Source organism: Streptomyces sp. RerS4, from assembly GCF_023515955.1.
Classification (GTDB): Bacteria; Actinomycetota; Actinomycetes; order Streptomycetales; family Streptomycetaceae; genus Streptomyces.
The window spans coordinates 2,782,091-2,802,743 of sequence record NZ_CP097322.1; the positions used below are offsets into that span (position 1 = coordinate 2,782,091).

At 74.1% G+C, this 20,653-nt stretch carries 16 protein-coding genes, 1 tRNA gene and 1 pseudogene; 1 reads left to right on the forward strand and 17 read right to left on the reverse strand.

Annotation, left to right across the window (positions count from 1 at the left end):
• Window positions 1-28: 28 nt before the first annotated feature.
• From M4D82_RS12770 to M4D82_RS12785, 4 genes and pseudogenes are all read right to left on the reverse strand, one after another.
• Complete coding sequence (locus M4D82_RS12770; RefSeq protein WP_249766171.1) at window positions 29-1,780, reverse strand: AMP-binding protein; 1,752 nt, start codon at window positions 1,778-1,780, stop codon at window positions 29-31.
• Window positions 1,781-1,835: 55 nt separating this feature from the next.
• Window positions 1,836-2,468 (reverse strand): lytic polysaccharide monooxygenase auxiliary activity family 9 protein, encoded by a 633-nt coding sequence (locus M4D82_RS12775; RefSeq protein ID WP_502988914.1) that lies wholly within the window; start codon window positions 2,466-2,468, stop codon window positions 1,836-1,838.
• A gap of 245 nt (window positions 2,469-2,713) precedes the next feature.
• Window positions 2,714-3,598 (reverse strand): SPFH domain-containing protein, encoded by an 885-nt coding sequence (locus M4D82_RS12780; RefSeq protein ID WP_502988915.1) that lies wholly within the window; start codon window positions 3,596-3,598, stop codon window positions 2,714-2,716.
• A 2,118-nt stretch (window positions 3,599-5,716) separates the two neighbouring features.
• Window positions 5,717-7,078: pseudogene (locus M4D82_RS12785) on the reverse strand (peptidoglycan-binding protein).
• Window positions 7,079-7,289: 211 nt separating this feature from the next.
• Between M4D82_RS12785 and M4D82_RS12790 the strand changes: the two are divergent.
• Window positions 7,290-7,363 (forward strand) — tRNA-Lys (locus M4D82_RS12790).
• Between the two features lie 94 nt (window positions 7,364-7,457).
• Here the strand turns inward: M4D82_RS12790 and M4D82_RS12795 are convergent.
• The 13 genes from M4D82_RS12795 to M4D82_RS12855 all read right to left on the reverse strand — a co-directional run bounded on the left by M4D82_RS12795 (window position 7,458) and on the right by M4D82_RS12855 (window position 20,633).
• A complete protein-coding gene (locus M4D82_RS12795) occupies window positions 7,458-8,129 on the reverse strand; it encodes a class F sortase (RefSeq protein WP_249766172.1) in 672 nt (223 codons plus the stop codon).
• A 7-nt stretch (window positions 8,130-8,136) separates the two neighbouring features.
• Window positions 8,137-8,802, reverse strand: a complete 666-nt coding sequence (locus M4D82_RS12800; protein ID WP_249766173.1) for a hypothetical protein — start codon at window positions 8,800-8,802, stop codon at window positions 8,137-8,139.
• A gap of 102 nt (window positions 8,803-8,904) precedes the next feature.
• A complete protein-coding gene (locus M4D82_RS12805) occupies window positions 8,905-9,684 on the reverse strand; it encodes an HAD-IIA family hydrolase (RefSeq protein ID WP_249766174.1) in 780 nt (259 codons plus the stop codon).
• A 132-nt stretch (window positions 9,685-9,816) separates the two neighbouring features.
• Window positions 9,817-11,376 carry an alkaline phosphatase family protein gene (locus M4D82_RS12810; RefSeq protein WP_349637056.1) on the reverse strand — a complete coding sequence of 520 codons (1,560 nt, stop codon included), beginning with the start codon at window positions 11,374-11,376 and terminating at the stop codon, window positions 9,817-9,819.
• 133 nt (window positions 11,377-11,509) lie between these two features.
• Window positions 11,510-12,607 (reverse strand): 2-aminoethylphosphonate ABC transporter substrate-binding protein, encoded by a 1,098-nt coding sequence (locus tag M4D82_RS12815; protein WP_249766176.1) that lies wholly within the window; start codon window positions 12,605-12,607, stop codon window positions 11,510-11,512.
• Between the two features lie 25 nt (window positions 12,608-12,632).
• The gene (locus M4D82_RS12820) at window positions 12,633-13,430 is read right to left on the reverse strand and encodes an ABC transporter permease (RefSeq protein WP_249766177.1); all 798 of its coding nucleotides are present in this window, start codon (window positions 13,428-13,430) and stop codon (window positions 12,633-12,635) included.
• On the reverse strand, window positions 13,417-14,367 hold the full coding sequence (locus M4D82_RS12825; RefSeq protein WP_249766178.1) for a 2-aminoethylphosphonate ABC transporter permease subunit: 951 nt from the start codon (window positions 14,365-14,367) through the stop codon (window positions 13,417-13,419). Before M4D82_RS12825 ends, M4D82_RS12820 begins: the two co-directional genes overlap by 14 nt.
• Window positions 14,360-15,409 (reverse strand): ABC transporter ATP-binding protein, encoded by a 1,050-nt coding sequence (locus M4D82_RS12830; protein WP_249766179.1) that lies wholly within the window; start codon window positions 15,407-15,409, stop codon window positions 14,360-14,362. Before M4D82_RS12830 ends, M4D82_RS12825 begins: the two co-directional genes overlap by 8 nt.
• Complete coding sequence (locus tag M4D82_RS12835) at window positions 15,406-16,134, reverse strand: phosphonatase-like hydrolase (RefSeq protein ID WP_249766180.1); 729 nt, start codon at window positions 16,132-16,134, stop codon at window positions 15,406-15,408. The genes M4D82_RS12830 and M4D82_RS12835 overlap by 4 nt, the downstream gene beginning before the upstream one ends.
• A gap of 5 nt (window positions 16,135-16,139) precedes the next feature.
• Window positions 16,140-17,261, reverse strand: coding sequence for a TIGR03364 family FAD-dependent oxidoreductase (locus M4D82_RS12840; protein WP_249766181.1), 1,122 nt, complete (start codon window positions 17,259-17,261; stop codon window positions 16,140-16,142).
• A 148-nt stretch (window positions 17,262-17,409) separates the two neighbouring features.
• Window positions 17,410-18,174 (reverse strand): GntR family transcriptional regulator, encoded by a 765-nt coding sequence (locus M4D82_RS12845; RefSeq protein WP_249766182.1) that lies wholly within the window; start codon window positions 18,172-18,174, stop codon window positions 17,410-17,412.
• A 66-nt stretch (window positions 18,175-18,240) separates the two neighbouring features.
• On the reverse strand, window positions 18,241-18,990 hold the full coding sequence (locus M4D82_RS12850) for a hypothetical protein (RefSeq protein ID WP_249766183.1): 750 nt from the start codon (window positions 18,988-18,990) through the stop codon (window positions 18,241-18,243).
• A gap of 563 nt (window positions 18,991-19,553) precedes the next feature.
• Window positions 19,554-20,633, reverse strand: a complete 1,080-nt coding sequence (locus M4D82_RS12855) for an ROK family transcriptional regulator (protein ID WP_249766184.1) — start codon at window positions 20,631-20,633, stop codon at window positions 19,554-19,556.
• Between the last annotated feature and the right edge of the window lie 20 nt (window positions 20,634-20,653).

Sequence of the window (20,653 nt, forward strand, 5' to 3'; positions counted from 1 at the left end):
ACCTGGTCCCCAGGGGTGCTCCAAACCATTACCCCCTCCCCCGCTCCAGCAGGTCCCGGCGGCCCTGGGTCTCGTAGCGGGCGAGCAGGGCGGCCAGGGCGGGGGCGTCGAGGGGGCGGTAGGCGCCGGCCGTGCGGTGCCAGACGGGTTCGGGGCCGGGTGCGGCTTCCGGCCGTGGCCCAGGGAGGAACCCGGCGCGGCGCAGGGCGACGCGGTGGACCTTGTTGGTGGCCGTGACGGGCATCACGTCGAGGATGCGGACGTAGCGCGGGGTCATCTTCGTGCCGAGGTCGGGCTGGGCGGCGAGGAAGGCGGCGAAGGCGTCGGGGTCGAAGACGGCCCCCTCCCGTAGGGCGAGCGCGGCCATCACCTGGTCGCCGGCGACCTCGTCCGGTACCGCGTAGACGGCGACGGCGGCGGCCCGCTCCCAGCGGGCGAGGATGTTCTCGATCATCGCGGCGGCCAGGTTCTCGCTGTCGACGCGCAACCGGTCGTCGGTGCGGCCCGCGAAGTAGAGGAACCCGTCCGGATCGCGGAAGAAGAGGTCGCCCGTCCAGTACCAGCCCCGGCGGGTGCGGGCGGCCTCGGCCTCGGGGTTGCGCCAGTAGCCCTCGAAGAGGCTGCGACCCCGGTTGACCAGCTCGCCGATGGCCTCGTCGCCGTTGCGCAGGCGGCCCTCGGCGTCGAGGACGGCGGGAGGGCATTCGCGGCCGGTCCGCGGGTCGATGACGGCGAGGTCGTCGCCGTCGCCGGCCCTGCCCAGGGCGGCGGGCGGAGTGTCGGGGGTGCGCTGGACGGAGGCGCCGCCCTCGGTGGCCCCGTAGCCCTCGACGAGCCGGACGCCGAACCGCTCGGCGAAGCGGGCCGCGTCGACGGCGCCGGCCTCGGTGCCGAAGCCGAGGCGCAGGGGGTGGGCGCGGTCGTCGGGGCGGGGTGCGGTGGCGAGGAGGTACTGCACGGCGCGGCCGACGTAGGTGAAGTACGTGGCCCCGTAGGCGCGTACGTCGTCCAGGAACGCGGAGGCGGAGAAGCGACGGCGCAGCGCGACCGGGGCGCCGGCGGCGAGGGCGGGCAGCCAGTCGGCGATGACGGCGTTGCCGTGGAAGAGCGGCATGCAGATGTAGTGGACGTCGTCGGGGGTCACGTCGAAGCGGCGGGCGAGCGCGTGGCCGGCGGCGGCGATGCGGCCCTGGCTGCAGATGGCGGCCTTGGGGGCGCCGGTGGAGCCGGACGTGAAGTAGAGGAGGAAGCGGGCGGCGGGGGTGGGAACGGCGACGGTCGCGTCGCCGGGCTCGGCGGCGGCGTAGGGGGCGAGCAGTGCCTCGTACTCCTCGGTGCCGGTCACGAGGATCCGTACGCCCGGCAGGTCGAGGCCGCGCAGGAGCCTGAGGTGCTCGGGCGCGGTGACGAGGATCCGGCAGTCGGTGTGCAGGATGTCGCGGGCGAGCTCCGGACCGCGCCGGGTGGGGTTGATCCCGGCGACGGCGGCCCCGGCGAGGGCCGCCGCGCCGAGCCAGAAGGGGAACTCGGGGGTGTTGTCGAGCAGCACCCCCACGTGGGGCTCCGCGCCCGGCGGCAGGAGGTCGACGAGGAGCGCGGCGCGGGCGGCGGCCTCCCGGGCGGTGCGGTGGCGGCTGAGCACGGTGACGGCGCCGGCGCCGGTGACTCCGGTGTGGGGCCTGGTGTCGGCGTCGGTTCCGTGCTTCAGCCCGGGCCGGCGGTCTCCCCATTGGCACGCGATGAGTTCCGCGACGGTCTCGGGTGCAGTCGTCGTCCGCATGCCGCCGGAGGTTAGCTGACGTCGAGTCAGAACTGAACCGTGTCAGAACCGGAGGTCAGAACCGGACGTCGGAGCAGGAGTAGAAGGCCATCGGGGTGTCGTGGACGGTCCAGACCGCCAGGATCACGTGCCGACCGCTCTTGCCGCTCGGCAGGGTGCCCTGGTGGACCGTGGTCATGTCGGGGCGGGCGCCGTTGTAGGCGACGGTCAGGAAGGGCTGGGGGTCGAGGGCGGAGCGGGTGAGGGGCCTGGTCGAGTCCCAGCCGGTCTTGGTGACGTAGTACTTGATGTCCGTGGTCGCGTGGTTGGCGGTGAACTGCCAACGGAAGCTGTAGCGCTGCCCGGACGTCACGGACGTCGCGGGCCAGGCGCCGCCGCGCGGGTCGTCGAGCTGCGCGAACTCGGGGTGACCGCCCGCGCATATCGTGCCGTCGGAGGGGCCGAGGGCCGGGAAGCCCTTGGGGCCCTCGACGCTCTGCGGCTCCCACTGGATCGGACCGCAGTCGGAGACGGTCTTGTTCGCGCAGAGCTTCTGGCGGCTGATCGGGGTGTCGGTGTAGCCGTGGCCGCTCGCGCTGGGGGCGCCGAGGAGGGCGACGCCGGCGACGAGGCCGAGTCCGACCGTGGCCGCGGCGCCGGCGCGGGCGGGCCGGGACGACGGGCGTGTGGGCATGCGGAAGGAACGCATGGGGCTGCTCCTTGGGTGTGGGGGGCCGTCACGAGTCGGACGGGAGCGTGCGCGCGCCTGGGGATGACTCGTGCGGGGACGACCGGACGACTGGACGACTGAAGGTGGCGGATTTCAGGTCTAGACCAAGTCCCACAGTATGGACGGGAGTTGGCCATGTCTATACCAATGCGAAAACGGGTGGTCCGGTGTGTACCGGCCACCCGTTCGCGCGGTGCGGCTGTGGGAGCGGTGTTCCGCTGGTGCTACTGGTCGCCCCGCCCGGTGTAGAAGGCGACGGTCAGGTCCTTCACGAGGGCCTTGCGCTCGTAGTCGTCGAGCTCGACGATGCCGCGCGAGGTCAGCCGGTGGACGGTGTCGTCCACGGCGTCGACGATCGAGGTCAGGACGGTGTCCCGGTGCTGGGCGTCGATCGCCGCGACCCGCCGGCGGCGCATCGCCTCCGCGACCTCGGGGGCGTACTCGATGCGGGTGGGCTGGGCGGAGAACACCTCGATCCCGACCGCCTCGGTTTCGGACGCGAGCATGCGCGTCAGCGCGTCGCCGACGGCCTCGGCGTCGCGCAGGGTGGGGGCGTCCTCGTGGAAGGCGTCGGCGGGGAGCTGGGACAGCACCCGGGCCATCGCCGACTCCACCTGCTCGGCGAGGTACTCGGTGTGGTCCTCGACGGCCAGGGTGGCGCGGGCGGTGTCCTTGACCTGCCAGACGACCTGGACGACGACCTGGAGCGCGAGGCCGCCCGAGTCGACGGCGGGCATCGGGTCGCTGCGCCAGTGCCGCAGCCGTACGTCGACCCGGCGGCGCAGCAGGAGCGGGCTGATCCAGGTCAGGCCGGTACGCCGCACCGTGCCGCGGTAGCGCCCGAACAGGGTGAGCACCCAGGCGTGGCCGGCCTTGGCCCGGCCGAGTCCGCCGAGCGCGAGGAGCGCGACGATGCCGAGGAAGGCGAGCGGGGGCCAGTGGCCGGCGCGGAGCCCCTGGTAGGCGCGGGGACTCACCCCGAAGGCCGCGACGAGGGTGGCGGGCAGGACCCCGGCCCGCAGCAGGACGGCCGCGCAGCCGGCCAGGGCGAGGCCCCCGACGGCCACGGCGATCCAGCCGGGCAGGACCGGACCGCGATGCTCCCTCAACCGGTCGTCACCCCGGGGCACCCTGCGCCCGGCGCCGGCCCGGAGCGGGCGTACGGGGGGACGCGGGGCGGGGGCGGCGACCGGGGGGTGGGGGTGCGCGCGGAACGGGAGGTGGACGGGGACGTCCGTGACGGCCGTCCCCGCGGGCCGCGGGCCGCGGGAGGTCCGGGTGTCGGCGGCGCCGCCGCCCGGGGCCGCGCCTCCATCCCCGCGCGACGGCCTGCGCGACGATCTCCGCCACCCCGGGCCCGGGGCACCGGACCAGACCTCCCCGTCCCCTGCCCGGCCCCCTGCGAAGCCGCCTCCGGCTGGGGTTCGGGGCGGAACGGGCGGTGGCCTGCCCGGCCTCCGGCTCCGCGACGAGGAGCGCCCGCGCGGTGGCCTGCGGGGCGGTGGCCTGCGGCGCTGGGTCGGGGCGGACGCCGCCGCCCCGCGTCTGCCCGGGGCCGGGCCCCGGAGCCCACCGGAACCGGCACGCCCGCCCGGGTTTCGGCCTCCGTTCCGGAGCGCCCGTGAACCACCGCCACCTCCGCCGCCTCGCCGGCCCGCCCTTCCCTCGCGGGCTCCGGCACCGAGACTCCGGCCCCGACCGGTACCCCCGCCCGGGGTCCGATCTGCGTCACGGCGGGCTCGGCAGCCCGCCCGCCCGTCTCGGGCGACGGGGCCCCGGCACCGTGGGCGCCCCGGCCTGGACGGTCGCCCCGGGCGCGGGCTCGCCCGGCCGGGTCTCCGGCGCCGGTTCGGGATCCGCCCCGGGCCGGACTGCCGACACCGGCTCCGGCCGCGACGCCCACCGGGCGGTGCGCGCATCAGCGGGATCCGCAGGGCGAATGCCCCCGACCGACTCCGGCCGCCCAGCCTCGCCGGCCAAGTGGACCGGGGCCATCCCCGACCCCACCGGCCGGACGTCCGCCGCCGCTTCGGGGGCCACGGACCGGGTCGGGCCCCGGCGGCGGCGGGGCTTGCCGGGTGGCGGGCTCCGGCAGGGCATCCACCGCCCGGGGCGCGGGGCGGCGGACGCGGCGTCGACGTGACCACCCCGCGCCGGCTGCGCGGCGTCCGCCCGAGGCCGCGACCGGACGTCGCACGCCTCCGCCGCGCCGGCCTGCGGCCCCGCCGGAGCGGCATACGGCTGAGGCGCGTCGGCCCGCGACCCCGGCACCTCGGCCTGCCGCTCAGACGCCCGAAGCTCGGGCCGGGCGGCGTACGGCTCCACCGGGTGAGCCCGCAGCTGCGATGCGTCGGCCCGCGACCCCGACTGCGCGGAGTGGCGCTCCGGAACCCGGGCCCCCAGCCCCGACTGCGCGACGTACGGCTCCGACGCGGGGGCATGCGGCTCCGGCCGGGCGGCGTACGGCTCCGCCGGGTGAGCCCGCAGCTGCGATGCCTCCGCCGGCAACCCCGACTGGGCGGAGTGGCACTCCGGAACCCGGGCCCCCAGCCCCGACTGTGCGGCGTACGGCTCCGACGCGGGGGCATGCGGCTCCGGCCGGGCGGCGTACGGCTCCGCCGGGTGGGCCCGCAGCTGCGATGCGTCGGCCCGCGACCCCGACTGGGCGGAGTGGCACTCCGGAACCCGGGCGCCCAACTCCGACACGCCGGCCCGAGGCCCGGACTGTGCGGCGTACGGCTCCGCCGGGTGGGCCCGCAGCTGCGATGTGTCGGCCCGCGGCTGCGGCTGGGCGGCGTACGGCTGCGACCTCTGGCCCTGCGGCTGCGAGGCATCGCCCCGAAGCACCGCCTGGGCCGCGTACGGCTCCGCCGGGTGGGCTCCTGGCTCCGGACGCGGGGTGGGGGGCTCTGGCGCCCGCGACTCCGACGCGTCAGCGCGAGACCACGGCTGGGCGGCGTAGGACCCTGGCCTCTGGGCCTGCGGCTCCGGCTGGGCGGCGTACGAACCCGGCGTCCCGGCCTGCGCCTCCCGAGGTTCGGCCCGCGACGGCGACGCGACGGCCCGTGGCTCCGGCCGGGCGGCGGAGTGCGGCTCCGGCGCGGCGGGCCGGGGTTCCCGTTCGGCGGGGCGCGGCTTCGGGTGGGTGGCGGGTGGCTTTGGGGTGGTCAGGGGGTGCAGGGTGCCCGTGGTGGATGTGGTGTGGGTGGGGTACATCATTGCCTCCGTCATGCGAACAGCCGGCGCCAGGTTTCCGGGCCCGGGTAGCCGTCGGCCATGGCGCCGCGCCAGCCCTGCGCGCGCTGGAAGGCCTCGACGTTGCGGCGGTCGGCCTCGCTCCAGCGCGGGCCGGGACTGGACGTGTAGTGCTTGCCGAAGCCCTTCTGCAGCAGGCGGCGGCCCAGGGCGGCGATGGCCGGATCGGACCGCCCTGGGCGGAAGACCTTCAGCCCCGGGTACGCCGGCGCCCCGGCGGGACCCGCCGCCCGGCCCGTTTCCGGCGGAGGCGGGATGTCCTTGCCCTCGCCCCGCACCAGCAGCCGCCACGTGTGCTCGCCGGGCAGGCCGTCCGCCTCCGCGCCCTTCCAGCCCTGCGCGCGCTGGAAGGCCTGGGTGGCCAGCCGGTCCGCCTCGCTCCACACCGTGCTCGCGCCCTTCGGGTAGAACCGCAGGGCGCCGCGTCCGATCAGCATCTTCGCCAGCTCGGCGACGTGCGGGTTGTCGGCGCCGGGCCCGAACTTCGCCGCGCCAGGGAACACGGCCGCGCCCCCGGGCTGGGCGCCCGGCGCCGGCGCCTCCGGCACGGCCCCGGCCGGCACTCCGTTGAACCGGTACGGGACGTACTTCGCCGAGTTGTTCCAGTACGCGTACGGCGTGGCCTGCTTGCGCGTCGTCGGGCGGGTCTGCTCGTAGGCGACGTAGTGCGTGCGCGTCTCGTCGACCCAGCCGCCGAAGAGGACGACGTGCGAGCCCTTGTTGGGGTCCGCCGGATTGTGGAAGAGCAGCATGTCGCCGGGCAGCAGCTCCTCCTTGGTGATGCGGGTGGCGAAGGTGTCGAGGCTGCCGGTCCACTCGTTCGTGCCCAGGTTCCAGGCCATGGAGACGTAGCCCGAGCAGTCCTGCCGGTACCCGTCCACCCAGTACTCGGACATGCTGTACGGGACCTTGGCCTCCAGCCACACCTTGGCCCGGTTGATGATCGTGGTCCGGTCGATCCGCTTGACGACGGACGGCGCACCGGGCCGCCCCACCGGCGCCGACCCCGGCGGAGGCTGCTGCCCCGGCTGCCCCGGCGCCGGCCTGCCGTGCAGCGGGGCCCGCTCGCCCTGCGGGGTGCCGGGGTCGTCCAGGGCCACCGGCCCCGGACCGGGCACCGGCGTGGCCTCGGCACGCGCCACCGAGCCGCCCCGCCGAGCACCACACCGGCGGCGGTGGCCAGCACCAGCGCCCGACGGGCCCGCGCGCGGCGGGTGTCCGCCGTCGCGCAGCGGTATGGCCCGCGCGCGGGCGAGGGCGCGCCGCCGCTGCGCGCACCCGAGGCACGCACAGTCGCCGGCGGGCTCGAACTCCTCGAAGACCGGCATCGACATCGACGTCGGCGTCGGCATCCGTACATGCATCGGAGGCTGCATCGTCATGCGGTTCCGTCCACTCCTCTGCTTATCTGGTAGAGCGTCAGATCTACGCCCGGCCAGACATATCGTGCACGACAAAACCCCCAAACATGGGTTAATCGGACAGAACGCGCGCGAGCGGTCACGAGCACCACTGGAAGTGGGGTAGAGTTTTCTCTGTCAGCAGGCGCCGCTAGCTCAGTTGGTTAGAGCAGCTGACTCTTAATCAGCGGGTCCGGGGTTCGAGTCCCTGGCGGCGCACAGACAAGAGGAAGCCCCTCGCAGTGAGAACTGCGAGGGGCTTTTTCGTACCCGGGATGGCCGTACACACGCCGCCGTACCCACGCCGCCGCGTCTACACCGCCGTGCCGGCCTCGCGGGTGCCCGTGCCCGTCAGGTAGGCGGAGACCACGACGTTCGCCGAGTAGCTCTTGGCCGCCTTGTCGTAGCTGCCGCCGCAGGTGACCAGGCGCAGCTCCGCGCGCCCCTTGACCCGGGGGCCGTACGCCTTGTCGGGGTCGAAGCCGGCGCGCTCGTGGACCCGTACGTCCTCGACGGTGAACTCGGCCACCGTGCCGTCCGCCCGTGCCACGCGGATCTTCTCCCCCGGCTTGAGCGTGGACAGGCCGTAGAAGACCGCCGGCTTGGAGCGCGTGTCCACGTGCCCGACCATCAGCGCGGTCCCGGGCGCGCCCGGGGCGGCGCCGGCGCCCCACCAGCCGACGGTGCCGGGCAGCTCGTAGGGTGGGGGCTCGATCGCCCCCTCGGCGTCGAGGCCTCGGGCGATGACGGGGGCCCGGACGCCTATGGCCGGTACGTCGACCCGTGCGGGCATCGCCGCCGCCAGCGGGGCGTGCGCGGCCGGGAGCCCCGGGGCCATCGGCGTGCCGGCCTGCCCGGCGGGCGCCCCGGGCGGGACCCCGGTGATCTCCTTGCCCCACAGCCACAGCCCGAGCACCAGCACCGACCAGGCGGCGAAGGTCAGCAGCCGGCCCCCGGCGGTGGCCTTCGCCTCGTCCGCGCTCATCCCGCGCTCATCCGCCGTTGCGGCGGCGGCGCAGGGTCAGGGCCCGGCCGGCGACCGCCAGGGTGGCCGCGGCGGCGAGGACGGCGCCGATCACGGTGTGGGGCAGGCCGGGGCCGTCTTCGCCGTGGGTCTTCTTGGCGGCGGCGGTGAGCCGGCTCGTCTCGGCGATCTCGGCGGACATCCCGCCGCCGCCCGCGTGGACGGGCCAGATCGGGCTGTGGTGCGGGTGGGGTCGGTGGTCGGGGCGGTGGTCGCGGCGGACCTCGATGGAGCCGCGCAGGCCCTCGTCGCGGCCTCCGCACTTCACCCGGATCTCGTGCCAGCCGGGCTGGGCGTGCGAGGCGATGCGCGCCTCGCCGAACAGGGTGCGGTCGCCGTGCCCCTGACCCCGGTCCGGGCCGCCGTGGCCGGAGTCGTGGCCGTGGCCCTGGCCGTGGCCCGAGGACAGCCGGACCTCGTTGACGAAGACGGAGGAACGGGCCACCGCCCAGTCGGCGTCACAGCCGCGGACGCGGATCTTGACCTCCGTCCCCGACTTCGCCGGGTTCGGCTCCGCCGAGACGCCTCCCCGGTCCCACTCGTTGGCGAGCGCGGCGGGGACGGTCACGACGGTGCAGGCCGCCAGGGCGACGGCCACCCCGGCGGAACGGAGAGCGAGCAGAGAACTGCGCATGGTGAACCTCCTCGACAAGGAGATTCACGCGCGACGCGCCGCTCCGCATCCGGAGCGGCGCTCTCTTGGCCCGTAAGAGTCAGCCGTACGCACCAATGCCGGTCAGACCAGGTCGACCAGATCGGCGATCGAGTCGACCGTCTTGGTCGGGCGGTAGGGGAACTTCTCGGTGTCCTCGGCCGTGGTCAGTCCGGTCAGGACGAGGAAGGTCTGCATGCCCGCCTCCAGCCCGGCCAGCACGTCGGTGTCCATGCGGTCGCCGATCATCGCGCTGCTCTCGGAGTGCGCGCCGATCGCGTTGAGGCCCGTACGCATCATCAGCGGGTTCGGCTTGCCGGCGAAGTACGGCCTCTTGCCGGTCGCCTTGGTGATCAGCGCGGCGACGGCGCCGGTCGCCGGGAGGGGGCCCTCGGTGGAGGGGCCGGTCTCGTCGGGGTTGGTGCAGATGAAGCGGGCGCCGCCGTTGATCAGCCGGACGGCCTTGGTCATGGCCTCGAAGCTGTAGGTGCGGGTCTCGCCGAGGACCACGTAGTCGGGCTCGTGGTCGGTCAGGATGTAGCCGATGTCGTGCAGGGCGGTGGTCAGGCCCGCCTCGCCGATGACGTACGCGGTGCCGCCGGGGCGCTGGTCGTCGAGGAACTTGGCGGTGGCGAGCGCCGAGGTCCAGATGTTCTCGACGGGGACGTCGAGGCCCATGCGGCTGAGCCGGGCCTGGAGGTCGCGCGGGGTGTAGATGGAGTTGTTGGTCAGCACCAGGAAGGGCTTGCCGGATTCGCGCAACCGCTTGATGAAGGCGTCGGCGCCGGGGATGGGGGTGCCCTCGTGGATGAGGACCCCGTCCATGTCGGTGAGCCAGGATTCGATCGGCTTGCGCTCTGCCACGGGACTGTTCTCCGCTCTCGGTGGCCGTACCTCTGACCTGTGACGTGTGGTCTCGACCACCCTAACGGGGGTGGGCCGTGGACATCGAAAGCGTCCACGGCCCGGACCCCGGCAGGGAGCGGGGGGGCGGAATCAGCCCAGACGGACGTTGTCGACGGTCCAGTACCAGTTGTTGTTCCCGCTGTAGCGGAAGCGGACCTGGACGTCGGTGGCGCCGGCCGGGACCTGGAGCGCGAGGGACTCGCTCTTGGCGACGGCGTCGGCGGTGTAGGACTTCACGACGGTGGGCGTGCCCCCGTTGTAGGAGACGAGCACCTGCGCGCTCTGGCCGGCCTCCTGGCGGTAGTGCGTCTGGAAGGTCAGGTTGCGCGTCGTGCCGCCGGTCACCGCCCACTTGGGGGTGATCAGGGTGGAGTCGAAGGCGCCGGTGTGGCTCTTGTCGTCCCACTCGTCGGAGTCGGCGACGGCGAACACGTCACGGGAGCGGACGTTCAGCTCGCGCCACTGGTCGCGCTGCGCCTGGCTCCAGAACTCGTCGGTCGCGAAGGCCCAGCCGGCCCACTCGGTGACGCCGCCGGTGCCCATCTTGGAGTTGTCCACGGACCAGCCGGCGGGCGGGGTGTGTGTGAAGCCCTTGACCCCGGCGGGGATGCCCGTCTCGTCCACCCGGGCCTGGAGGTTCGGCCGCAGGGTGTCGAAGGGGTCGCTGTCGGGGGCGTCGAGCGGGACGCCGTCCAGGCCGGTGGTGGGGACGCCGACGTGGGCGAGCGCGGTCGCGGCGACGTCGACCAGCTTGACGTCCTCGCGGACCGAGCCGGCGGGAATGCCCGCGCCCTTGGCGATGACGAAGGTGCCGCGCTCCTGGATGGTCGAGCCGCCGTGGCCGCCGGAGTCGGTGTGGCCGTGGTCGGTGGTGACCAGGATCTTCCAGTTCTCCTGCGCGTAGGTCGGGCGGTTCTGGACGGCGGTCAGGAGCTGGCCGACGAGCTTGTCCGAGCGGCCGATCGCGTCGAGGTACTGCTGAGCGGCGGCGCCGTGGGAGTGGCCGGCGACATCGATCTCGCCGAAGTAGACGAAGGCGGCGTCCGGGTTCTGGTCGCGCAGTTCGGCGGCGGCCGCGGCGGCGATCTTCGGGTCCTCGGAGCCGTAGCCGTCGCGGTCGCCCTTGAGGCTGAGGCGTTTGTCGACCTTGGCGGAGAAGATCGGGCCGCCCGCGTCGGTGGAGGTGATGGGCTCCCAGTCGGCGGCCGCGTAGGTGTTGAGCGTCGGCTTGGCGTTCTCGACGCGGGTCAGGAAGTCGGGGTGGGCCGTGTAGTTCTTGCCGGTGAAGGAGTTGTCCTTCACGCCGTGCTTGTCGGGCCAGACGCCGGTGGCGATGGTGGACCAGCCGGGGCCCGAGGAGGTGGCGGCCATGGGGTTCGCGTACAGGGTGCTCTTGGCGGTCAGCCCCTGGGCCATCAGACCCTTCAGGTTCGGGGCGTTGGCGGCCTTGACGCGGTCGAGGACCGCGCCGTCCAGGCCTATGACGAGGACCTTGTCGGTGGAGGCCGTGGCGGCGGTGGAGGCGGTGACTGCGGTGACGGCGGCCGTTTCGGCGGCGGCGGTGTGGGCGCCGAGTGCGGTGGCGAGCAGGGCCGTGGCGGTGGCGGTGGCGGTCACGACGAGGGCGCGTCCTGACAGGACAGTGGGCACGTACTCCTCCGGGAGTAATCGTGGGAATGCGCGAGTGGACGTGCGCCGGGTCCGGACCGAAGGTGCGGTCATCGGTCCAGACCCGTTACGCAAGCGTCACCATTGCGGCCGTGGGTGGCCAGGGGGTTAAGCGTCAGCTGCCGGTCGCGGACTTCCACGCGTCGACGTAGGCGGTGAGGTTCTTGTCGATGTCGGCCCAGTCGGGCTCGAAGACCTCGACACCGCTCATGATCTTGGTGAGTTCGACGGCGTTGGCGTCGGTCGGCTTGATGTCGCCGCGGGCCGGGAAGCCGCCGCCGACCTCGCTGACCAGCTTCTGGGCCTCCTCGCCGAGCATGTAGTCGAGGAGCTTCTTGCCGTTCTCGGTGTGCGGGGCCTTGTCCACGAGGCCGGCCGCGTACGGGAGGGCGAAGGTGGTGGGCTTGCCGCCGTCCTTGGCGGGGAACCAGATGCCGATGTTCGGCATGGACTTGGACTGAGCGAAGTTCATCTGGACGTCACCGTTGGCGACGAGCAGCTCGCCCTTGTCGGTCTTCGGCGCGAGCTTGCTGGTGGAGGACGACGGACCGACATTGTTGGCCTGGAGCTTCTTCAGGTACTCCATCGCCGGCTCCTTGCCGCCGAAGTCGTGCATCGACTTGATGAGCACGGCCGTGCCGTCGCCCGCGACGCCGGGGGTGGAGTACTGGAGCTTGCCCTTGAACCTGCCGTCCAGCAGCTCTTCCCAGGTCCTGGGGGCCTGGGACAGCTCCTTCTTGTTGTAGATGAAGCCGAAGTAGTTGTTGACGACGGAGGTCCACTTGCCGTCGGCGGCCTTGTCGGCGCCGCTGACCTTGTCGGCGCCCTGCGGGGCGTAGGCCTGGAGCAGGCCCTTGCCGTCGGCCTGCTGGATGAAGGGGGGCAGCGTGATCAGGACGTCGGCCTGGGTGTTGGTCTTCTCGCGGACGGCGCGCTGCACCATCTCGCCCGAGCCGCCCTCGACGTACTTGACCTCGATGCCCGTCTTCTTGGTGAAGCCGGCGAACACCTTGTCGTACCAGCCGTCGCCCTTCTCGCTCTTGAGGCCGTCGGCGCTGTAGACGGTGACGACCTTCTCGCCGCCGCCCTTGCCGGAGTCGCCGCCGGCGGCGGAGGGGGAGGAGGTGGATCCGCCGCAGGCGGTGAGGGCGGCGGTGAGGGCGAGGCCGCCGGTGACGGCGGCGGTGAGGCGCAGGTGCTTGTTGCCGGTCATGGAACTTCCTTACGGAGAAAGGGAGTCAGCGGTACGTGGCTCTGGTGCGGACGCGCGAGACGGCCAGGAGCACCAGCAGGGTGGTGGCCATCAGGACCACGGCGACGGCGGAGCCGCTGAAGAGCGAACCGCGGTCGGTGGCGGTGAAGATCCGGACCGGGAGGGGCATCCAGTCCGGCGGGTAGAGCATCATCGTGGCGCTCAGCTCGCCCGTGGACAGGGCGAAGCAGAGTCCGGCGGCCGCGGTGAGGGACGGCAGCAGGAGGGGGAGCTTGACCCGCCACAGCACGTACGCGGGACGGGCGCCCAGGGAGGCGGCCGCCTGTTCGTACGCGGGGTCGAGACGGATGATGGCGGCCGAAACCGACTGGTGGGCGAACGCCGTGACAAGAACGGTGTGCGCGAGGATCACGATCGAGCTCGTGCCGTTGAGCAGCAGCGGGGGCTTGCTGAACGCGACCAGTACGGCGAGGCCGACGACGACGGACGGTACGGCGACCGGCAGCATGAACAGGGCGTCGAGGGAGCTCTTGCCGCGCTTCCTCAGCCCGGCCGCGGCCAGGGCCGCCCAGGTGCCGACGGTGAGCGCGAGCAGGCTCGCGACCAGGGCGGTGACCAGCGAGGTGGTGAGCGCCTGGAGGGATTCGCCCCGTACGGCGGTGGCGTAGTTCTCGGTGGTGGGGCCGGAGGGGAAGGCTCCGGACCAGTGGGTCGAGAAGGACGCGGCGACCACGACGAGCAGCGGCAGGGCGAAGAGGGGCAGGAAGAGGAGGCCGAAGAGGGCCCAGGCGGCCCAGCGGCCGGTCTTGCTATGCACCAGCACGCTTGCCCACCACCCGGTAGAGGCCGAAGAGGCCGACGGAGATCGCGATGTTGACGACGGCGACCACGCAGGCGGCCGAGTAGTCGGATTCGAGGATCGCCTTGCCGTAGACGAGCATCGGGAGCGTGGTGACGTCCTTGGCTCCGGTGAACAGGACGATCCCGAACTCGTTGAGGCACATGACGAGGACGAGGCTGCCGCCGGCGGCGAGAGCCGGCAGGGCCTCGGGGAGGATGACCCGCCGGATGATCCGGGCGGGCCCCGCCCCGAGGGAGGAGGCCACCTCCAGCTGGGCGGTGTCCAGTTGGGAGAAGGCGGCGAGCAGCGGGCGCATCACGAAGGGCGTGAAGTACGTGATCTCCGCGAGCAGGACGCCCCAGGGGGTGGCGAGGAAGTGGAACGGGCCTTCGGCGGCGCCGGTCAGGTCGGTCCACGCCCCGTTGGCCATGCCCACCGTCCCGTAGATGAACAGGAGGGCGAGGGTGATGAGGAAGGAGGGGAAGGAAAGGAAGACGTCGATGAACTTCGCGACGCCCTTGGCCCCGGGGAAGGGCACGAAGGCGATGATCAGGGCGAGCGCGAAGCCGAGGACGAGGCAGCCCACGGTGGCGCCGACGGCCAGCCAGACCGTGGTCCCCAGTGCCTCGCGGAAGGCGTGCGAGGCGAAGACGGAGGAGTAGGCGTCGAAGGCCCCGCCGCCGTTCTCGGGGGTGAGGGACTGCCGCACGACCAGCGCGAGGGGGTAGAGGAAGACCAGCGCGAGCACGGCGACGGGCGGCACCGTCCACACCCAGCGGGGCAGCCGTCGCTCCTTCGGCTTCCGCGGCCCCGCCGGCGTGTGGGGCGCAAGGTCGGGGGCGCGTGCCTCCCGGGAGGGGGCCGGGACAGCCGTGAGGGCACCGGGGACGGTGGCGGCCTGGCGCGTGGCCTCAGCCATCGGACACCCCCGCGGCCAGCAGCACCGCGTCGCGGGGCTCGAAGTGCAGGGTCACCTCGTCGCCCAGCACCGGGGTCTCGCGCAGCTCGGGCAGGTCGGCCTTGACGCGGTGACCGTCGATGTCGACGTAGAGGCGGTGGGTGGAGCCTCGCCACTGGACCTCGGCGATCCGTCCGCGCAGGGCGTTGGGGCCCTCGCCGAGCCCGAGCAGGTGCGGGCGTACGCACAGCGTGGCGCGGGCGCCCGGTGCCACGCGACCCCGGTCGAGGGCGAGCGGGCGGCCCTCGAAGACGGCGCCGCCCTCGGCCACCGTCACCGGCAGCAGGTTGGCGTTGCCGACGAAGGACGCGGTGAACTCGGTGCGCGGCGCCCGGTACAGCTCCTGCGGGGTGCCGCAGTCCTGGAGCCGGGCCTGATCCATGACGGCGATCCGGTCGGCCAGGGTGAGGGCCTCCACCTGGTCGTGCGTGACGTAGAGGATCGATACGTCGGGCAGCTCGCGGTGCAGTCGGGCCAGTTCGGCGAGCATCCCGGAGCGCAGCTGGGCGTCGAGCGCGGACAGCGGCTCGTCGAGCAGGAGCACGCCGGGGCGGATGGCGAGGGCGCGGGCGATGGCGACGCGCTGCTGCTGGCCGCCGGAGAGTTCGCGGGGGTAGCGCTTGGCGTAGGCCGCCATCCCGGTCATCTCCAGGGCCTCGGTGACCCGGGCCGGGATCTCCGCCTTGGGCGCCTTCTGCGCCTTGAGGCCGAAGGCGACGTTCTCCTCGACACGCATGTGCGGGAACAGCGCGTACTGCTGGACGACCATGCCGATGCCGCGCTTGTGCGGCGGGAGGGCGGTCACGTCCCGGCCGCCGATCAGCACCCGGCCCGCGACGGGCCGTACGAACCCGGCGACCGCGCGCAGGGCCGTGGTCTTGCCCGAGCCGGAGGGGCCGAGCAGCGCCATGACCTCGCCGGGCTCGACGGTCAGGTCGAGGGAGTTCAGGACGGTGTGGCCCGCGTAGGCGACCGATACGGACTCGAACCGGATGCCGCTCACGCGTCGAACTCCCCTGCCAGCACCGCGGGGAGGTCGGCGACGGAGGCCAGGACGTGGGTCGCGCCGTGCTCGTCGAGGGTCTCGCGGGTGTGGGCTCCGGTGAGGACGCCCGCGACGATCCCGGCTCCGGCGCGCCGGCCGCTGAGCATGTCGTAGGCCGTGTCGCCGGCCACGACGACCTCGCGGACGTCGGTCGCGGCGCCGGTGCGCAGGAACGCGGCGAGCACCATGTCCGGGTACGGGCGGCCCCGGCCGCCGGCGTCGGCGGGGCACAGGGTCAGGTCGGCCAGGCCCCGCCAGCCGAGGGCGTCGAGGATGGCGTCCTGGGTGACGCGGGCGAAGCCGGTGGTCAGCACGACGGTGCGGCCGTCGGCGCGGAGCGCGTCGATGGCCTCGCGGGCGCCGGGGATCGGGGCGACGAGGCCGCCGTCGACGAGCTCCCCGTACGCCTCCTCGAAGGCGGTGTTGGCGCGCCGGGCCATCTCCTCCGTGCCGAAGAGGTGGCGGAAGACGGAGATCTTCGACTCGCCCATGGTGTCGCGGACGTACTGGAGCTTGGCCGCGTGATCGGCGGTGCCCGGCTCGACACCGATGCGTTCGGCGGCGCGCTCGAAGGCGCGCTCGACGAGGCCGCCGTCGGCGACGGTGGTGCCGGCCATGTCGAGGACGATCAGGTTGCTGTTGGTGTGGGTCCTCGTGGTGCTCGTGGTGCTCTTGGTGCTCATCGTGTTTACCAGCCCAGTTCGTTCGCGGTGGTCTCGGCTATGGCGGGCGAGCAGGTCATCCCGCGTCCGCCGGGTCCGGTCACCAACCAGACGCCCTCGGCCACCTGTTGGCGGTGGACGACGCGGGTGGTGTCGGTGCACTGCGCGTACACGCCCGCCCAGCGGCGGCGGATCTTCGGCAGCGGGCGGCCCAGGAAGGACTCCACGACCCCGATGAGGTGGTCGTAGGGGTCTTCGAGGGTGTCGAACGCGAAGGGGTGTTCGTACTCGTGGGTGTCGCCGATGGTCAGTCCGCCGTCGAGGCGCTGGACCATCAGGAGCTGCATCTTGTGGGCGGCGGCGATCGGGGCCTGCGCCTGCTCGGCGGCCAGCGCGTCCAGGGCGGCGGACTGGTACGCCGGGTAGTAGCGGAAGCTGTCGGCGTCGGCGACCGAGGTGGTCAGCGGCTCGCCGAGCGGGGCGGTCTGCATCATCTGGAGCCGGACGCGACGCACGGGCAGGTCGGGGACCAGCTCGCGGACCAGGCCGGACAGCCAGGCGCCGGTGGCGAGGACGACGGCGTCGCCGCGGTGGACGTCGCCGTGGTCGTCGCGGACGGCGCCGGGGCCGGCCACGTCACGGACCTCGCGGCCGGGCAGGAAGGTGTAGCGGCCGGTGGAGCGCAGGGCCTCGCGCAGGTGGAGCTGTGCGGTGCGCGGTTCGACGGCCGCGTCCCGCTCGCACCACAGGGCGGCCTCGAACGCGCCGCGCAGGGCCGGATTGATCCGCCGCGCCTCGGCGGCGGTGATCAGCTTGTAGCCGCGGGCGGCGGCGTCGGGCCGGGCCACGGCCGCCTCGGCGACCGCGTACTCGTGGGCGTTGCGCACCGGGGTGAGGGAGCCGATGGCGCGAAAGCCCAGGCCGGGCACCCGCGCGCCGATGCGCTCCCACAGCTCACGGGCCCGCAGGGCGGTGTCGAGCTCCTCGCCGCCCGCCCGACCGCTGACCCAGATCTGGCCGAAATTGCGCAGCGACGCGCCGCGGGCCTCCGCTTCTCGTTCGATCTGTACGACCTCGTGGCCGCGTTCCACTGCTTGCCAGGCGTGCATGGTGCCGACCACGCCGCCTCCGACGACTATGACTCTCACGCCGCCCAAGGTGGGCGCAGGCCGTGACCCGGGGGGATCGGGCCGGCAACGGGCCGGTGAACAGCCCCCCAAGCTTGGACTAGACCCGTTACCTTCTCGTGATGTCCATGCGCCCCCTTTCGCCGGATTGTGGCGTGATCGGGCGCTGTTACTCGGCCCTGAGACGGGTCGTGAAGCTGAACCGATCACCACGGTAGAGCGAACGCACCCGCTCCAGGGGACGGCCGTCCTGATCCCGGGAGAAGCGGTGGATCAGCAGCATGGGGAGGGCCGGCGGGGTGCCGATCAGCAGGGCCTCGCGGGGGGTGGCGAGGACGGTCTCCAACTTCTCGTCGGCGTCCCCGAAGGAAATGCCGAGGCGGTCGCGGAGGTAGCCGTAGAAGGAGGAGTCCGGCTGGAAATCGACGTCGAGGTGCGGGGCGCGGGCCACGCGGATGTACGTGCTCTCCAGGCCGACCCGCTCGTCGTCGGCCAGCAGGACGCGCTCCAGGTGCCAGACGGGCTCGCCGGGCTCGGCGCCGATGCCCCGGGCCAGGTCGGGCGGGCAGGGGAAGCGCTCCAGGCCGATGAGGTTACGGCCGGGGCGGCGGCCCTGGCGGCGGACGCCCTCGGTGTAGCTCGCGAGGGAGAGCGGCTGCTCCAGCTTCGGGCCGGCGACGACGGTGCCGCGGCCGGCGCGGCGCAGGCGGCCCTCCAGGAGCAGCTCGCGCAGGGCCTGGCGTACGGTCTCGCGGGACACCTCGTAGCGCTCGGCGAGGTCTCGCTCGGTGGGCAGCAGGCCGCCTTCGCCGAGTTCGTCGAGCAGCTCCGCGATGCGGGCCTTGACGGCGTAGTACTTGGGGACGCGGCCGTGCTCGGGGATGCCGGAGCGGACGGGCGAGCCGGGGCGATGGGGCTGGATCTGTTCTTCCACCGCTCGGACTTTACGTGGGCCGGGTGAACGGGAAGGTGGCGCGGAGGGGTGGCTCGGCCGCTCGGATCAGCGCAGGCGGCGGGCGCCGAGCAGGAGTCCGCCGCCGGCGGTGAGGGCGGCGAGGGCGGCCGTCCCGTACGCCCACTCGCGCGGGCCGGTGTGGGCGAGGGCCCCGGCTTCGCCGGACTCCTCGTCCGGGCCGCCGACGGTGAAGCGGTAGCCGCCGGCCTCGCCGATCCACTCGCCGTCGTCGCCCTGTTCGCCCTTGCGCTGGACGAGCGCGGCGTCGGCGAGCACCTCGCCGTGCGGGGCGTCGGCGGCGAAGGCGAGGCGGACCTTGACGGTGAGGGAGCCGCCGGCGCCGACGGAGAACCCGGCGAAGGCGTCGCCGCCGTCGAAGACGGCGATGATCTCGTCGCGGTCGGTGCGCTCCAGGCTGACGGGGTAGGTGCCGCCGGGGGCCTCGAACTCCATGCGGAGGTGGGCGGGGCGCAGGGCGCGGGCCTGGTCGGTGAGGACGACGACGGGGTGGATGCGGGTGCAGGTGTCGGCGGTGGTGTTGGTGAGGTCGAGCAGCCAGGTCTGCGGGTCGCCGCCGGCGCGGTAGACGGCGGGGCCGCCGCGGATGCGGGCGCCGATGGGGAAGGCGGGGCTCTTGCCGTCGCCGCAGGTGGCGTGCGCGCGGGAGGAGGGCGGGGCCGGTGCCGGCGCGGGGGCCGGGCGGGAGCCGCCGCCGGAGCCGACGTCCGCGGCGGCGGAGGGCGCGGCGGAGGCGAGGAGGACGGCGGTGAGGGCTAGGGCTTTGCGGAGTCGCATGGAAGACCTTCGCTGCTCGCCGGACGGGGGTGGGGGTGCGGTGCCGTGACCGGCCGGGCCGATTGTCGGATGAGGTGACGATCACCTCGGACCAGTCCGCACCCTGCCACGCGCGCGCGACCCCTCGGCTGCGCCGCGCCTCGCCCGCCCCGGTTTACGCCTGATCGGCGCAGGCGGTCAAGCGGAGCCCTGCCGGGGGCGGGGCCGAGGCTTTTCCCTCCGTCCGGGGGACCCCCAGCCGGGGCCCCGCCGCGGACCCCGCGCCTCAAACGCCGGCGAGGCTGGAAGTGCCCTCCGTGCACTGCGGCCCGCCGGCACCACCCAGCCCCGCCGGCGTGCGGCGCGGGGGCTGGGATGGGGCCCCAGTGGGCCTGGCTGCGCCCTGCGGGCGCTCCGGCCCGCGCCGGCACCGCCCGACCTCGCCTGCGCTTGATGCGCGTGGGCTGGGGCGGAGCCTCAGGTAGACCCGTCCAGCCGCGCCGGCGTTTGAGGCGGAAACGGAGAAAGGGCGGGGCGGGGAGTGGCGCCGCAGGCAGCCGGGCGGACGGGGCGGCGTTGGGGGGTCAGGGGTGGAGGGGGGTGGTGTAGAAGGGGGTCAGGGCCAGTTCGGCGGCGCCTTCCGGGACGCCCCGGTCGGCCAGGGTCACCGCGGCCGTGCCGAAGCCCCGGGCCGCCAGGGCCGCGCGGACGCCCGAGGCGAACGCCTCCGGGGCCGCGTCCACCACCCGACCCCCCAGCAGCACCCGGTCCACGTCCAGCAGCGCGACCAGGTTCGCCGCCCCCTCCCCCAGGATCCGCGCCGCCCCGGCCACATCACCCCGGGCCACCGCCTCCAGGCAGAGCACCTCCAGGCAGCCCCGCCCCCCGCACCGACACCGCGGCCCGTCCAGCCGCAGCACCTGGTGCCCGAACTCCCCCGCCGCCGACCGCGCCCCCCGGTAGATACCGCCGTCCAGCCGCAGCCCCGCCCCGAGCCCGGTCCCCACGTGGAGGTAGACCGACGCACCCGACCCCGACCCGGCCGCCGCGTCCGCCGCGACCCCGGCGTTGGTGTCCTTGTCCAGCACCACCGGCAGCCCCAACCGCCCCTCCAGCACCTCCCGCAGCGGGAACCCCGCCCACTCCGGGAAGCCCGTCACCCGCCCCATCACCCCGCCGCGCCAATCCAGCGGCCCCGGCGCGGCGACACCGACCCCGAGCAGCGCCGCGCGCCCCCGCACCCGTAGGACCGCCTCCAGTACCGCGTCCACCACCGGACCCGGGCCCGCCCCGAAGTCCAGCGGTGCGCCGGTCCGGGCGACGACGCGACCCGCGAGGTCGACCCGTACCGCGCTCAGCTCGTCACGGTCCAGGTGCACCCCGACCGCGTGCCGCGCCCCCGGCACCAGCCGCAGCAGCGTGCGCGGCTTGCCGCCCGTGGAGGCCCCCCGTCCGGCCTCCGCCACCAGGCCCTCCGCCGCGAGCCGGGCCGTGATCTTGCTGACGGCCTGTGGGGTGAGCCCCGTACGGCCGGCCAGTTCGGCGCGGCCGAGGCCCGCCGGGCCGGCGGCGCGCAGCAGGTCCAGCAGCAGCGCCTCGTTGTGCCCGCGCAGGGCGGGCAGATTCGCCCCGCCCCGTCCGCCCGTGTCGTCGCCCCTGTTCACGGGCCCATTGTCCACCCTCC